Here is a 15,640-nt window from a genome sequence, read left to right as displayed (position 1 = left end):
TTTTATACCTTTGCTAGCAACATTGCTTTCAGACGCGAAAAAAACTCATCCGGATTGGTATCGACGGCGACACCGCCCTGCGCGAATGCCGGCTTACCGCCGCCTCGTCCGCCGAATTGAGCGAGTAGCTCTTTAGAGATCGCACCGACATCGATCTTATGGTCATTGACTGCGCTAGTGCTGGCAGATGCCAGGAAAGTTGGCTTGCCCCCGGTGAGCCCCAGTGCGACGACGACATTTGCTCCCGGTTTTGCCTTTTCGGTATCCAGCCAACCGGTCATGATATCTTTATCGGATTCGCCAAAATAATGAGTGATCAGTTTGAGCGGGCCGATCTGCGATTCATCGCCAAGCGACTTGCCGCCGCCGGAGAACATATCCGATTTGACTTTTTTCAGTTCTTTTTGCAGAGAGCCGACCGTCTCTTTAAGCGTCTCGATCGCCGGAATGATCTCATCCTCGCGGCGGCCCAGCAACTGTGCTGCTTGCGTGCGAACTGCCTTGGAATCCAGCATCATCTGAGTGGCGATGCGACCGGTGACGGATTCAATGCGACGTACTCCCGAAGCAATGCCGGTTTCCAGCGTGATCATGAATGGACCGATCTGGGAGATACTCTGCACATGTGTCCCGCCGCACAGTTCTTTGGAGAAGCCAGGGACAGAGACGACTCGCACGGTATCACCGTACTTTTCGCCGAACAACGCCATCGCACCGGTTTTCTTCGCTTCTTCGATCGGCATGACATCGGTCAAGACTTCGGAGCCTTCGAGAATCTGCATGTTCACGATCTCTTCGACCCGACGGATCTCTTCGTGGCTCATCGGCTGGTGATGCGAGAAATCAAAGCGGGCGCGATCGGGACCGACATACGATCCTCCCTGTTTGACATGTTCGCCAAGAACCTGGCGAAGTGCGGCATGCAGCAAATGGGTGGCGGTATGATTGCGCATGATATCCCATCGCCTGGCGGCATCAAGTTCCGCGGTTAAGTGGATACCGGGCCGAAGAAGTTCGATCGAGCCGATCGCAAACTGACCGATATGCACGTAATAGCCATTCACGTTCACCAGCTCTGAGATCGTAATATCCAGACCGTCGCCGTGAATTCTCCCGATATCACTGATCTGTCCGCCGGACTCGACATAGAATGGGGTCTTGTCGAGAATCACAGCCACGGAATCATCGATCAGAGCGGCATATTGCACCATCGCCCCGACCGACATATGACCGCGGACGAATTTGGTCTCGTGGAATGACCATTTTTCATCTTCGGCCAGTTTGGCAACTGTCTTGGCCAACTGTGCGCCGGTTGTCTTAAAGTCGGACCCTTTGCGCGACTGCGCCTGCTGGCGCGACATGGCATCTTCGAAGCCGATCAGGTCGACTGTCAGTCCGTATTCATGCGCGATGATCTCGGTCAGGTCGGCCGGGAAGCCGTAGGTATCGTAGAGACGAAACACGGTCTCACCATCGACGATCTTCGAATTCGATGCTTTGACCTTTTTGGCGACTTTGTCGAAGAGCTCCAACCCCGTTTCCAATGTCCGCAGGAATCCTTCTTCTTCCGTCCGGATGACTCGCTGGATATGATCCTGCTTTTCCCGTATTTCCGGATAAGCCGCGCCCATCTCTGCAACCAATACCGGCACCAACTGGTAAATGAACGGTTCATGAGAACCAAGCAAGCGTCCATGGCGGGCGGCGCGTCGCAGGATGCGACGCAGCACATAGCCGCGCCCTTCGTTGGAGATCCCGGCGCCATCGGCCAGAGCGAATGTCAGCGCTCGGATGTGGTCGGCCACGACATGGTGTGAGGTCTTGTTATCAGCGTATTTGGCGTGGGTCAATTCAGAGATCGCCTTGATGATCGTCTGGAACAGGTCGATCTGGTAATTGGAGTCGACTCCCTGCATGATACAGGCGATTCGTTCGAGGCCAGCGCCGGTATCAACTGAGGGTCGAGGGAGAGGGACTACCTGGCCATCCGGCTGCTGTTCATACTGCATAAAGACCAGATTCCAGAACTCAACAAAGCGCTCTGTCTCACCATTGACGACATCATCGGGGCCGGTGCCGAACTGAGGACCGCGATCAATATGAATCTCGGTGCAGGGACCGCACGGTCCGACATCTCCCATCGACCAGAAATTGTCTTTTTTGCCGAACCGCAATATCCGCCCATTCTTCAGTTCAGGGGCGATCTTTTCCCAGAGCGCAAAAGCATCATCATCGGTTTCGTACACGCTGGCATACAGCCGGTCTTTGGGGAGCTGGAGAGTTTTGGTGACCCACTCCCAGGCAAATGTGATCGCTTCTTCTTTGAAGTAATCGCCAAACGAAAAGTTACCGAGCATCTCAAAGAAAGTGTGATGGCGGGCGGTGAAGCCGACATTATCCAGGTCGTTATGTTTGCCACCGGCGCGGATACACTTCTGGGAGCTGGTCGCTCGTTTATAGTCCGTCTTCCGCTGGCCGGTGAAGACATCCTTGAACTGGTTCATCCCGGCATTTGTGAACAGGATAGTCGGGTCGTTGAAAGGGACGACCGGCGATGATGCGACCAGTTTATGGTCGTGCCGGACAAAGTAGTCCAGAAATGAGGAACGAATATCTGCGGTCTTAATGGTTGCCTGCCTCGTTATCCCGGTTGTACAGTTGCTCAAAGGCCGCTTTGGCGGCCGAGTAGCCGATCCCCCTCCGGCTCAAATAAGTATATGCTTTGGTGCGGGCTCGTTCAAGGTCAAATTCCTTGAGGCTGTTCCACTTGCGCTCAAGCGACTGAACCGCCAGCGTCACTTCATCCTGCTCTCCGAGCAGCATATCGGCGGTGGTTTCGGCCAGGTCGCGGTCGATATGTTTCCGCCGCAACCAGTTGATCAGGAATTCCCGGCCCGCCGGGTTATGCGCCAGGAAACGTGATCCCTGGTCATGGGCAAAGTGGGCATCATCGAGCAATCCGCGATCGGCATATCGCTTGATGATCGACTTGATCACGTCCGGCTTGAACTTTCGCTGGGCGAGCTTGACCCTGATCTGGCCGATTGAATGCTCCCGGATCGCCAGCAGACGAGCAACGGTATGATCACACTCCGACTGCTCCGCTTCGGCCTCGAGTTGCTCGAGCTGCGGCTGAGTGATCACGATCCCGGCTTTGAGCCGGTGACGGTAGACCAGTTCATCCGAGACCAACAGCGGTTTTTCGCGATGGGTGATGATAATTCGGTAGCGGCTGCCGCTTCCGATCGGCTTGCATTCGACTATAGAGATCGACTGATCGGTCATGCATACTCCCAAGGTTCCACCAAGTATATCAGGATACCAATATTTCCAAAACAAGAATTTGCCGCGCCGGTCACGCCATATGGTCCGTCAAACTCCGAAAGAATGATAAAGAATGTGCGAGAGACCAAGTTCACTGTTGACTCGATGCTGCGTATAATGTTATCATGGTTCGTCATGCGTCACGAATTTCTCGCCGCGTGACTTCCCGACCGGTCGGGCAACCGCTCGGGAGACTCCTGCCTTAACGTTTTGCATGCGCAAGGAAGACGATGGAACTCGATTTGCAGGGAAACATATCCAAATTTACGCTACCGGAGATTTTCCAACTGATCGCGGCTGGACGCAAATCCGGAACACTCGGCATCCAAAAAGACGACTCGATCGTCATGATCTACTTCGAGTCCGGCGATATCATTTACGGCTACGGTCCGCGCCAGACTTTTCATCTCGGCCAACTCCTGAAAGAACGTCGCAAACTCTCCGCCTCCCAGTTAGAGGAAGCGGTACAAGCGCAGGCCAAGACTGAAAATACGAAGCGCCTTGGCGAGATCATGATCGCCAAGGGGTTTATCGACAGGGCTGATCTCGAAGCGGTCATCAAAGAGCAGATCGAATTCCTGCTTTTCTCCCTGCTGACCTGGCAGGATGGGACATTCAAGTTCTACGAGAATCAGTATCCGACCGAAGAAGAAGTGACTGTCCGGTTGTCGGTTGAAAATGTCATTCTCGAGGGGCTCCGCCGGATCGACGAACTGAACATGGTCAACGAAGTTCTGCCGGACCGCAGCGTTGTGTATACCATCTCGGCCTCGCAGGGCGGGCGGACCCGAGCGGTCACCCTCCAAGCGGCGGAGTGGAATATCATGGCGCTGGTCGATGGCCACCGCACGGTCAACGATATCTGCCGCGACAGCCATCTTGGTCAGGAAGAATCACTAAAACGGCTCGCGCTCCTGAAGCTGTCCGGGATAATCACCCCGACCGAGCGCAAACCGATCATGTCGACAAAGAATATTCCGTCGCCGGAGCTTGAGAAGATGGTCAATCGGCTGGCAGGGCTGTTCGAAGAGTACCTGCATCAGAAATCAAGTTCGCGGCTGACCACCACGCGGAATATCACGACCACTACTATCGGAGACACGGTTGAGTCGCGCTGAAACGCTTCATTCACTGGAGTCACTGCTCGAGCAGTTCCTGCAGAAGGCGGTTTCCCTCAAGGAGGAGCGGTTGCGTGTGCTCGATGGTATCAACCGTCTCGATGACATCGCGCGCGGGGTTCATGCCGGCGCGGATCTGACCGAAGAGGTCGGTGGATGGTTCGCCCAGCATTCGGCCTGGCTGCAAAGTCAGACCCTCCGACCAGTCGACCAGCATCGCATCAAAGATCTGCTAGAGTCAATCAAGCGAGAATTAGAACGTTCACCAGAAGTCAGTCCGGCGCAAATCAAGATTCACCGTGAGATCGACCGTTGGGCGTCGGGCGAAAAAGGGGCGGAACCACCGGTACGGGACAAGATTGTCCTGACGCGTGGGCCGGAGGAGGCGAAGCGATCCGAAGAGGATACTATCGCTATGTACGACAGAGCCTTAACGAGAATGCAGGCGATCTTCCGGGATATGTCCGCCAACAAAGGACATATAATGACAGTCCTCGATGATGCTTTGCTGTCGGCCAAGCACCAGCAGAGCAGAGACGCCTTGCTTTTGTCGGCCTCCATTATATATTACCTCAAGCTGAACCGCTATAAGGTCGAACCGTACGTGAAGCGACTGAAAGAGGCGGAAGCGCTGTTGTCCGGAGGAATTGATGCTTAATCCGGCGGAAAAAGCGTATTTCCATGCCTTACAGTCACTTAAGCGTAACGACTATGCTCAGGCGGCCCATTATTTTAATCAGGCCGCACCCTTTTTCGCCGAAAACCAGGAATTTATCCTGCTTCGGGAAACAACCAGCCTGCTGGTTGCGGTTAAGGAAGAGCTGCGGGAGCTGGAGACCGATAAGAGAGATGAACGTATAGAGATCGAGGAGTACTTCTAGTATGGCAAAAAAGATGGACTTCGCACAGAAGTCTAAAAAGAAAGCCGAAGTGCACACCTGTCCGGTCTGCGCTGGCCCGATTCAGTACATCAAGCATGTCAAGGCAGTGAAGACCGAAGCCGGCGCGTGGAAATTCCGTGCGCTGAATACCGGTGTCTGCAAGTGCAACGAGGCGGAGATTTACGCCTAAGTAAAGCGCTGATTCGGAAAGCAATGAAACCCGCCTCATGGCGGGTTTTTTGTTGGTCTACAGCATGCGCCAGATTTCTTGAATAATAGAACAGCGTGTCGAGTATTGGTGTCGAGGACTGAGTAACTCGCTGGTCCTCTGACTCAAGGAGTTCAATATGCGATCTCTGGCAACTGCTTTCGCGCTGATTGCGGCGGGTGGGGCGATCTGGTTCACGGTTTACTCAATCAGGATGTGCGACTACCTGCAGAAGCATGGTCGAAAGGTCAATTTCCTGCTGCTTCGACTCTATCTGCCAAAGTACATCAGCGAATACAAAGAGATGACGACAGCCGAGTCTGGCCAGCCGGGAAATCTGTATGGACGGGCGTTGATAGGTATCAATGTCACCCTGGTTACTGCGGTGCTGGCGATTGTTGTGAGGCTGTTGAGCTAACCGACAAATCGCGATTGAGCCTTGCGAACAATTATTGAATGTGATTTTGTTAGCGAGAATGAGCACAATTGCGGTCGTCTCCAGGGAAGGGAGTAATTGTCATGGCAGAATCACGGTTTTCGCTTAGCCCAAAGGTCTTTGAAAGAAAGCAGGTAACAGGGGCGGTCATCAGTGACGCCACCTACAATCTGGTTCTTGGTTTGGTGTTGTGTTGGGGGTTTCTGCTCAATTGGCTAATCGTCAGGTATGTTGACCCCACAACGCTGGAGTCGATTCACCCGTTGATTTTCATGATCGGCTACTTCGCGTCCTGTCTGTTGGGCGTATTCATGTTCAATACCTCCAAGGATCCCTCAGTCAGCTTCATTGGCTACAATTTCGTGGTGTTGCCATTTGGTCTGGTCCTCAATATCATCGTCAGCCGGTTTGATCCCACTCTCGTATCGGACGCCATCAGTGTAACCGCGGTTGTCACAATCCTGATGATGGCGGCAGGCACCATGATGCCGCGATTCTTCTTGAAGACTTTGACTACACTCGTCATCTCACTGGTCTGCATGATAATGGTGGAATTATACCAGATATTTGTGCTTCAGAGAGTCTCTACTTGGATCGACTGGGTAGTTGTGGTGATCTTCTGCGGGTACATCGGCTATGACTGGGCGCGAGCCAACAGCATACCTAAGACAGTCGATAACGCGGTGGACAGCGCTGCCGCTATCTATATGGATATTATCAACCTCTTCTTACGATTACTTCGAATACTGGGAAGGAAGAGGTAGCGACTAGTGCCAGGAGACGAGCAGGGTCTCCTGGCAAGTACACGCTCGATGCGATTTCAGATCACCGGCTCGAGTTTCAGCGTCGCGGAGTTTCTCTTTCCGTCGCGCATGTACTCGATCTTAAGGCCGGGGTTGGCGACACGGAACATCTCCTTCATATCCTCGAGCATCATGCTATTGACCGGTTTTCCGCCGACAGTGACAAGCTGGTCGCCCGGCTTCATTCCTACCTGCTCGGCAACTGAACCAGGCACCACGACAGCCACGACGATCGTATCAAAATGCTCGCCATGCGCTTCGAATTTCATCCCGGACATATCCAGTTGCGGAATCTCGTTGAATTGGCCATTCGGCTTCAACCAGAGACGTCGCCCGGTGTAGTCAAACGTGATAGTGAAATGCTTAAAGAGGTTGCCGCCAATAAGACCGTCGCGATCCTTGCTCGCTCCTGCGCCGGATTTATCCTGCATCAGTGAACCGATAAGGCTTGGCACGGCATGTCCGCCGAAATCGAGAATATCAGTTCGCGCGGCCAACTGCTTGCTCACGCCTCCCACACCGTAGCTGATATTGCCTGCGTAGGTTTTGCTTGCACACTGCGTGAGGCTGTCAGCCTCGACTTTGGGGGAGGATATGTCGATGGCCGCGTCGGCGCCGGTATCCAGCAGGAACTTACCGCTTACCTTCTTGCAGCCAGCTACCTGGAAAGTAACGTTGATCATAGGGAGATTCGTCTCGAGGATGATCGGAATCGCCGGTTCTGTGCCATCGTAGACAAATTTGGCGGGGTCGTAGAGATGGAGCAGTTTCTTTTCGTAATCGATCTGCACAACAAATCGATGAAAGATCTCCGAGCCAAGAATGCCATCCATGTGCCGTCCGAATTTGGATTCAAGGCCATCGAACGCAATGGCGGCAAGAGTTTGATTGGAAATAGTTACTCCCGGAATCTCCAGAGTCAGATCCGAGGCGAGGGCGACTGTAATCGACTGTTCGCCGCCGCCTCGCCCCTCCAGTTCGCCTGACATGGGAAGATTCAATTCTTCAGCCACCGACTTATTGATCACTCCCATTTCGGCGCCGGTATCGAGAATAAACCATTTCTTCGCCTTGCCGTTGATCGTCACCGGAACGAAGATATGATTTCCATTTAGTTCGATCGGGATCGAGAGCGAGCGATCTCCGGAAGCAAAGGTGAAGTCCCGGGTAGCGGTACCTTCGACCGAAAAGAGATCATCGGTCAGGGTGATACCGGTTTCGATTGAGAGTATCCGGGTAGAGACGTCATACCGACTGTCGGAGCCGGTACGCTGTATGCTGCGCATGGAGACGAGCTGACCATTTAGCTCCTGGTAGTCTTCAAACCAGGTAGTTGAAATGCGGTCATCCGCAGGCGAAGTTGAGTGATGCGGCAACCAGGTGGCTGTGTCGAGAAAGTAAGTAGCCAGAATACCGTCGGGAGGAGTGATAGCCAGCCCGATATTGTTGGATGAATCTCCGGGGACAACTTCCACAGTTGCGCCGCCAAATTGTTTGCTGAATTGCGCGCTCTGAGAGAAATAGCGGGAGGATCTCATACGCTGCAGGTCGACCCCTTCGAGCCGTGAGACCTTGCCGGTTTTGTCCCGCTGCCAGGCAGAGTCGCCGAGCATGATGACATCCTGGATGAAAAGCCCTTTTCCCAGGTCGATCTTGAAGCGATAGCGGCCATCGGGAGAGCTCCACTCCTCATAAGTCCCAGTTAGGCCGGAAGTGTTTAGTTCCGCGGTCACGTGCGAAGAGCCGGAGGCAGAGACATCCGCCTTCACCGCCGTCTGCCAGTGCTTCAGAATCTCTTCCGCGCTCATAGCCGCGGCGGAGAGCTCGGCGCTCATCGCAAACAGCAGCGCGCATCCGAGCGCGGCAATTGCCAATGTTCGTTTCATCGATCACTACTCCTTCTATGCGGTCATTTGAAATAGGTCATTCCTGAGAATCCGCGAATCGTTTCATCAACAGAGTGAGGCCGGGGGCTTCATCGGTGAGGAGATCGCGGTACTTATTATGTGCCGCCTGAATTGCGGCAATCGACTTCTTTGCCTTGAGCGCCGCCTCAACCGAAGTATCCATCAGTTCGGAGACCAGCCCGTGGTGATACATCCAGGCGAGATATGGGCTGTCGCTTCTGACGGCGAGATGAACTGTCCGGCAATCGCGCGAGAGGAAAGCAACTTGATAACTGACACCATCAACCACGCCATTAGCCCATTCACCCGGCCAGCGCGACAGTGTGGTCGGGTTGGTGTGCATGATCAGTTCCACTCCGGGGATGGTGATCGGAGCATATACTTTGACGACAGTCCGGATCTTGCGTTTGGCGGCCCGCTGCAAATCTTCCTTGAGCAGGGTGACCGCCTGGGGGAAAAGGTCAAACACCGCGACGCGCGTGGCGTTTTCCAACATGCGACGGTACTGCTGAAAAAGTTGATCGGCCGATCCCACCTGATAAACCCGATCATCCGATTCATTGCGCGGCAGTTTGGCGGCCGCAGTGATCAGTTCGGCCCCAACCGCGCGGTGGCGTCGCTCGAGCGAAGCCAATAGATCGGCGGCCGAGACGGCGCGATAGAGACGAGTTTTCCCGTACTCCATCAGGACCGCCCCTTTATCATGCAATGATTCGAGTGCTTTATAGGTATTGGCGGTCGGTTTCCCGATCTGTCGGGCAATCGCATAGCCGGTCAGCGGAGAGCTGGCCAGCAACTGGGCGTAGATATCAGCTTCGAGGCCGGTCAGGCCAAGTTCAGTCAGGGCGGATGTCAGTCGGTCGTTCATATATCTCTCATATAATAGTAGTAGCAACTACTACTATTACGCCTGAAGAGGGGATAGGTTTCGCGATTTCGACCGTTCCTCGCGAATTCACGTAACTCGTTGCCGGATAGGGACGAATTTCGATTGCGCAACGGGTAGTCCGCAGACTTTCTTAGGAGAAATGACTTGGTGAATCGCGGACCGGTTGGTCCGTGTCGGCAATCCGAAAGGAAGGGTCCATGGCGTCGAAGGAAATCACCTGGCAATCGTTAGTTGGCGCGTTCGTCATCTCAGCCATCATCTCACTTGCGTATCCGTATATCGTGCTCAAACTTGGCATGGGACCGAATGTCTCGGTGCTGGCCGCGTTTCTCGGCGCGCTCTTCCTGCTGATCTTCGCACGCAAAACTCGTGGTGAAAACCGACTCCAGAACAACATCATTCAATCTGCCGCGACTTCGGCGGCCTCGACAGCTTTCATGTGTGTGGTTGCCGCGGCGTTTGGCTACCTGGAAATGAACGAGTCAGTCCCGGCCGAAGCGCATGTCAAGATCGGCGCGTGGCAGATGTTTTTCTGGCTCTTCTGTTCGGGGGCGATCGGCGTCTTCTTCTCTGCGCTTTTCCGCCGGTACTTCATTGAGGATCCGCAAATGATCTTCGCTGATGGCGTTGCCGCCGCTGAGACCATTAATGTGCTGGATGCCACCGAGGGGACGGCGGGGAGCAGTCGTTTACGCACACTCGGGCTTAGCGCCATGATCGGAGCGGTGGTGGCTTTCTTCCGCGATGGATATGCCATTCTGCACACCTGGAATTTTGCAGGACGGTTTGCGATCGGGATGGAGTGGAATGTGTTATCGCTTGGGACCGGAATGTTGATCGGGCTCAATGTTGGTATCTCGATGCTGGCCGGAACCGCGGCAGTCTATTTCTTCGGTCCGATCATCATGGATCATGCCGGGCTGCAGATAGTGCTTTCGAACGTAGCACCCGAGTATGTCGACCAAGTTCGCACTCTGATCAGCAGTGGCGCGGCACTGACGCCTGAACAGACTCAGTTTTTGACTCCAGCATGGTGGCTTGGCGAACCGATATGTGAACGGCAACCACTTTTCTATCGCCATGCTCTGGTTTATGTGGCCGGCGACTGCACTCATGATCACAGCCGCCTTGACCGCCGTGTTGCTTCGCTGGAAATCGTTGGTGGCAATGTTCAAGACGCTTCAAGTCAAGAAGTCCTCGAACGAAAATCGCGAAGATGTTTCGCTTCGGACTATTATAATCATGTCAGTGATGTTCACTGTCCTGCTCGCCTTTTTCCAGCATTTCAATTTCTCGCTTCCATTTTGGCAGACTGTGTTGTCGGTGATACTTGGGTTGCCGCTGATCCTGGTCGGTGTGCGCGTACTTGGTGAAACCAACAATGGTCCTGTCTCACTGATGGCGAACACACTTCAGGCGGTCTTCAGGATCTTCTCTCCCTCGATCGGCCACAATCTTGTCGCGGCGGGTATGGCGGGGAATATCAATTCTCAGGGCGAGGGGTTAATGCAGGTTTTTAAAACCGGCAAGCTGGTTGGTTCGACACCGCGCATTCTGACCTGGGTGCAGTTTTGGGCTGTTGGTATAGGAGCCGCAGCTGTGGCGATCATGTATCCGATCCTAACTAATCGCTACAAGTTGGGTGAAGAGCTGGTTGCTCCGACCGGATTAAAGCTTTCCAACATGGCGGTGCTGATGTCCAAGGGGATCGAAGCATTTCCGCCCGATGCTCTGCTCTGGACAGTCATTGCCGGAATCACAGGAATCGTACTGGTCGTAACAAAATACCTGACCAAGTGGAGTTGGGTGCCAAGCGCTGCAGGATTTGGATTCGCCCTGATCCTTCCGGGCACACTGAACCTGGCGGTCGGTATCGGCGCCGTGGCTGGTTGGGTTTGGTCGAAGTGGCATCCGGAATCGTATGAACATCATGCGGTGACGGTGGCATCGGGCCTGATCGGTGGAGAAGCGATCATCGCCGGGTTGATTTTGCCGGTGCTCTTCTATTTCGGCTTACTGGGATAGCGCTTCACTTGACAGATAATGGCGGAGTCCGAACCGAGTCTCGGTTCGACTCCGCTTTGTTTTGCTGGCACTCACCTAACCCAAAGTCTCACAAGTGCTTGATTTCTCCTCCTGGGAAGTGCTGAATTGCTTGAACCTCGACCGGAGACCGCTATATTACCCCCAATGCATGCAACCAAGGATTCCAAAGTGGCTCCCCAGGAGACACCATCGCGCCAACAGGTTTGGAAGATGTTCGACCGGATCGCCCATCGGTACGATCTGCTCAATCATCTTCTGTCCGGCAACCGGGATGTTGCCTGGCGACGGAAACTGGCCACCATGCTCCCTACGCGATCAAACCTCGATGCCCTGGACCTGGCGACAGGTACGGGTGACCAGTTGATCACACTGGCTGAAACCGGGAAGCTGCGATCCGGCGTCGGGATCGATCTGGCGGAAAAGATGCTCGAGCTGGGCCGCGCGAAAATAAACGAACGGCAGCTCGGCCAACTACTGAGACTGCAGATTGGCGATGCTGGCGCGATCCCCTTTCCGGATCGCACCTTCGATCTAGTGACCATCTCGTTTGGTATCAGGAATGTGCTGGATGTCCCTGCGGCACTCCGCGAAATGTACCGAGTCCTGCGTCCTGAGGGACGGCTGTTGATCCTCGAGTTCTCGCTTCCCCGGAATGTTCTCGTTCGCAAGGGGTACCTGTTTTACTTTCGGTATGTCCTTCCACGGCTTGGTGCGATCATCTCAGGCGATTCATATGCATATCGGTATCTCAACCAGACGGTCGAAACTTTCCCGTATGGAGATGCGTTCTGCAGGATGATGTCTGATGCCGGTTTCTCAAATGTACAGTCGACTGAGGTGACTCTCGGAGTTGCCACGATCTATGCAGGAGACAAAGCGTGAGACTGACTCCTGAGACCGCGGTGGAAATGACTGGGGCCGAAGCATCGCGCGATATGATGGCGCGACTCGGTGACAGCGCAACGCGAGTTGCCTTGCAGTCACCCGGGTTTGTGCGGTTGACCATGCGAATCCAGCCGGTAGATCTTCTGATCTGGCTGAATGCTCAGGAAGTTGTCTCCAAGTTTTACTGGCGATCGCGTGACCGAGCGGTAGAGATTGCTGCTCTGACACTTCCACGTTTTGGCCTGTCGATACCATCTGTCACGCCGGGCATGTTGTATGGCTCCAGTTCCAATCAGATCGGGAGCGCAGGTGAAACTGATTTCGCTCAACTGCGTGCATTCAACAGTTTCAATTTTCATGGACTACCTCGTTTCGACACCGAGCCCCAGTCGGTCAATGCTGCCAGGACATACAATCTTCCGGATATCGAAATTATCACTGCGGGCAGCGAGACCCGACTGAACTGCACGTTGCAGCACTCGGCTGATATCGATATTCTTCGGGAAGGTCTCAGAGGTCTCGACTGGGAAAATGTTGAGCCCCCAGTAATTCCGAGTTTGAGCTCACGCGAGGAAACAGCCTCACGCCTTCAATGGGCGGTGGCAGTCAATCGCGCCGTGGCGGCGATAGAGCGAAAGGAATTGGAGAAAGTAGTACTGGCGCGCCGGTCTGTCTGCACGTTTACCGATATATTTAGTCCCTGGATGATCCTCAAGCGACTGCGTGACAGTAATCCCGACAGTTATCTGTTTGGCATAGATCGTAAACCGTATGATCCGTTCATTGGGGCCAGCCCGGAGCGGCTGTATAGAAGGACTGGACGTTTGCTTGAATCCGAGGCGGTCGCCGGGACACGCCCACGGGGCAAAAACCCTGAGGAAGAGAAACGGTTCCGCGATGACCTGCTTCATTCGAGTAAAGACCGCAAAGAACACCAACTGGTGATTCAAGGGATTCTCGAAGCGCTTCGTCCTCTGACGAACCAGATTGAAATTGCGCCTGAACCATCCGTTGTCCGACTCAGTCGAGTACAGCATCTCGCTGTTGCGATACGAGCGGAACTTCGTCCGGGAGTATCCGATGACGAGCTGTTGCGAGCGCTTCAGCCGACTCCCGCAGTCGGCGGCTATCCTCGTGAGAAAGCTATAGCGATGATCTCTGCGCTTGAACCATTCGATCGCGGACCGTATGCCGGACCGATCGGCTGGGTCTCCCATGATTCCGCCGAGTTTTCAGTCGGGATCAGGTCGGCTGTTATCCGGAAGGATCAGATGTGGTTGTTTGGCGGGGCAGGGATCGTTCAGGGATCGGATCCCGATGCCGAGTGGGATGAGATCGACCAGAAATTCAATACCTTTGCGTCAATATTGACCGCGCAATGACGCCTGACTTAACCAATATCAACACACTCTGGACTTCGGTTCTGATCGAGGAACTGGTCCGGCACGGTGTGACGCAGTTTGTGATCTCTCCAGGCTCGCGGTCGACACCGTTAGTGTGGGCAGTTGCCAACAATCAGCGCGCTGAATCGGTAGTTCACTTCGATGAGCGAGGAGCAGCGTTTTTTGCGCTTGGTTATGGGCGCGCCACCGGCAAACCTGCGGCCCTGATCTGCACTTCGGGGACTGCGGTAGCCAATTATCTTCCAGCCGTGATCGAAGCTTCGATTGATTGTGTACCAATGATCCTTCTCACCGCAGATCGTCCTCCAGAGCTGCGCAACCGCGGGGCAAATCAGACGATAACACAGCCGGGAATTTTCTCCAGCTACCCGCGTTGGGAACATGATCTAACCTGTCCGACACTCGATATTCCATTGACAAATCTGCTGACCGCAGTAGACAGTGCCGTTGCCGCCGCTACTGCCACACCATGCGGGCCAGTCCATCTCAACTGCATGTTCAGAGAACCACTGGCACCACTTAAGTCCACCGATGATCTGACCGGCTATGCTGCTTCGATTTCAGCATGGGCTCGATCAACTGAACCGCAGGCCGTGGTCTCCCATAAGACGAAGGCGCTGACCAAGGATTCGCTCGAGCAAATCGAGCAAGTGCTATCGAACAGTAGACGCGGACTCCTGGTAATTGGCGCACTGAAGTCTGAGTCTGAGCGCGCGGCTGTTGCCGCACTGGCGACCGATCTCAATTGGCCGCTTATCGCTGATATTGGTTCCGGCCTGCGTGGCGGAGAAATCCATCCGCGAATCGATTTCTTCGATCTTATCCTGACTTCCGACAAATTTGCCGCTGGGCATCGACCGGATACCGTGATCCAGATCGGTTCGCGGCTTACCTCCAAACGACTACTGACTTTTCTTGAAGAGTCCAAGCCGCCACGATATGTACAAATACTGGATCACCCCTTTCCTCATGACCCAATAAATCGGGTGACCGATCGCCAACAAGGCGATATCGCAACAGTTTGTCGGCAATTGCGGGATTGTGTCCCCTCAACTATCTCAGGTGATTGGCTAGCCGATTGGAAGGGTACTTCAACGAAGGTCGATGCTGTGCTCGAACAGCAGTTTGCGCAGTCTGACTGCATCTCCGAGCCGATCATCGCGCACCTGCTCTCTTCGGAGTTGGATCGTGGGTCACACCTTTGGCTGGCATCAAGTATGCCAATTCGTGATTTTGATGTGTTTGCCGATCCGCGTGCCGACTGGTATGCGGTTGCCGCAAATCGAGGAGCCTCCGGTATCGATGGAACGATCGCCTCGGCCGCCGGATATGCGTATGGTCTAAATCGGCGGGTGACGCTGTTGATCGGCGACCTGGCGATGTTGCATGATCTCAATTCGCTTTCTCTATTGCGTGATCCAAACGTTGCGTTGACCATCATTATTCTCAACAATAATGGTGGCGGGATTTTTGGACATCTGCCAATCGCCCAGCAGACGGAGATATTTGAGAAATACTTTATCACGCCGCATACCTGTCGATTTGAGGAATCGGCCAAAATGTTTGGACTTCCTTATTCTTCAGTCGACAGCCCTTCGCAATTTGTCGAAGCGTATCGCAAATCGCAGGGGATGACCGGCTCGAGCATCATCGAAATTTCAGTCGATCGCAGGAAGAATCAAAAGTTCCACGAAGAGCTGGTTGAATCTGTCCGTCGGCGTCTGGAACGGGAATAGCAGA

General features: G+C 54.1%; 15 protein-coding genes. 11 read left to right on the top strand and 4 right to left on the bottom strand.

Annotation, left to right across the window (positions count from 1 at the left end):
• Window positions 1-2 precede the first annotated feature (2 nt).
• Both alaS and IPH75_12845 read right to left on the bottom strand, forming a co-directional pair.
• Window positions 3-2,666 carry an alanine--tRNA ligase gene (gene alaS / locus IPH75_12850; protein MBK7142960.1) on the bottom strand — a complete coding sequence of 888 codons (2,664 nt, stop codon included), beginning with the start codon at window positions 2,664-2,666 and terminating at the stop codon, window positions 3-5.
• Complete coding sequence (locus IPH75_12845) at window positions 2,623-3,285, bottom strand: regulatory protein RecX (protein ID MBK7142959.1); 663 nt, start codon at window positions 3,283-3,285, stop codon at window positions 2,623-2,625. Before IPH75_12845 ends, alaS begins: the two co-directional genes overlap by 44 nt.
• 269 nt (window positions 3,286-3,554) lie before the next feature.
• Between IPH75_12845 and IPH75_12840 the strand changes: the two genes are divergently transcribed.
• From IPH75_12840 to IPH75_12815, 6 genes are all read left to right on the top strand, one after another.
• Window positions 3,555-4,442, top strand: coding sequence for a DUF4388 domain-containing protein (locus IPH75_12840; GenBank protein MBK7142958.1), 888 nt, complete (start codon window positions 3,555-3,557; stop codon window positions 4,440-4,442).
• Window positions 4,429-5,100, top strand: a complete 672-nt coding sequence (locus tag IPH75_12835; GenBank protein ID MBK7142957.1) for a hypothetical protein — start codon at window positions 4,429-4,431, stop codon at window positions 5,098-5,100. Before IPH75_12840 ends, IPH75_12835 begins: the two co-directional genes overlap by 14 nt.
• A complete protein-coding gene (locus IPH75_12830) occupies window positions 5,093-5,323 on the top strand; it encodes a hypothetical protein (GenBank protein MBK7142956.1) in 231 nt (76 codons plus the stop codon). The genes IPH75_12835 and IPH75_12830 overlap by 8 nt, the downstream gene beginning before the upstream one ends.
• A gap of 1 nt (window position 5,324) precedes the next feature.
• The gene (locus tag IPH75_12825; protein MBK7142955.1) at window positions 5,325-5,513 is read left to right on the top strand and encodes a hypothetical protein; all 189 of its coding nucleotides are present in this window, start codon (window positions 5,325-5,327) and stop codon (window positions 5,511-5,513) included.
• Between the two features lie 157 nt (window positions 5,514-5,670).
• Complete coding sequence (locus IPH75_12820) at window positions 5,671-5,949, top strand: hypothetical protein (protein ID MBK7142954.1); 279 nt, start codon at window positions 5,671-5,673, stop codon at window positions 5,947-5,949.
• Between the two features lie 101 nt (window positions 5,950-6,050).
• A complete protein-coding gene (locus tag IPH75_12815; GenBank protein ID MBK7142953.1) occupies window positions 6,051-6,731 on the top strand; it encodes a US12 family protein in 681 nt (226 codons plus the stop codon).
• 56 nt (window positions 6,732-6,787) lie between these two features.
• Here the strand turns inward: IPH75_12815 and IPH75_12810 are convergent, their stop codons facing one another.
• Together IPH75_12810 and IPH75_12805 are read right to left on the bottom strand one after the other, a co-directional pair.
• On the bottom strand, window positions 6,788-8,656 hold the full coding sequence (locus IPH75_12810) for an aspartyl protease family protein (GenBank protein ID MBK7142952.1): 1,869 nt from the start codon (window positions 8,654-8,656) through the stop codon (window positions 6,788-6,790).
• A 37-nt stretch (window positions 8,657-8,693) separates the two neighbouring features.
• Complete coding sequence (locus tag IPH75_12805) at window positions 8,694-9,545, bottom strand: TrmB family transcriptional regulator (GenBank protein ID MBK7142951.1); 852 nt, start codon at window positions 9,543-9,545, stop codon at window positions 8,694-8,696.
• Window positions 9,546-9,763: 218 nt separating this feature from the next.
• On the opposite strand from IPH75_12805, the gene IPH75_12800 reads away from it, so the two are divergent.
• From IPH75_12800 to menD, 5 genes are all read left to right on the top strand, one after another.
• Entirely contained in the window at window positions 9,764-10,939 is a 1,176-nt protein-coding gene (locus IPH75_12800; GenBank protein MBK7142950.1) for an OPT/YSL family transporter, read from the top strand.
• Window positions 10,890-11,591 (top strand): OPT/YSL family transporter, encoded by a 702-nt coding sequence (locus tag IPH75_12795; protein ID MBK7142949.1) that lies wholly within the window; start codon window positions 10,890-10,892, stop codon window positions 11,589-11,591. Before IPH75_12800 ends, IPH75_12795 begins: the two co-directional genes overlap by 50 nt.
• Before the next feature lie 165 nt (window positions 11,592-11,756).
• On the top strand, window positions 11,757-12,494 hold the full coding sequence (gene ubiE / locus IPH75_12790; protein MBK7142948.1) for a bifunctional demethylmenaquinone methyltransferase/2-methoxy-6-polyprenyl-1,4-benzoquinol methylase UbiE: 738 nt from the start codon (window positions 11,757-11,759) through the stop codon (window positions 12,492-12,494).
• Window positions 12,491-13,879: an isochorismate synthase gene (locus IPH75_12785; GenBank protein MBK7142947.1), complete on the top strand. Its 1,389-nt coding sequence runs from the start codon at window positions 12,491-12,493 to the stop codon at window positions 13,877-13,879. Before ubiE ends, IPH75_12785 begins: the two co-directional genes overlap by 4 nt.
• Window positions 13,876-15,636 (top strand): 2-succinyl-5-enolpyruvyl-6-hydroxy-3-cyclohexene-1-carboxylic-acid synthase, encoded by a 1,761-nt coding sequence (gene menD, locus IPH75_12780; GenBank protein MBK7142946.1) that lies wholly within the window; start codon window positions 13,876-13,878, stop codon window positions 15,634-15,636. The genes IPH75_12785 and menD overlap by 4 nt, the downstream gene beginning before the upstream one ends.
• Window positions 15,637-15,640 lie beyond the last annotated feature (4 nt).

The sequence above is a fragment of the bacterium genome (genome assembly GCA_016708025.1).
Taxonomy (GTDB): domain Bacteria; phylum Zixibacteria; class MSB-5A5; order GN15; family FEB-12; genus FEB-12.
This window is presented reverse-complemented; position numbering and strand designations above follow the sequence as displayed.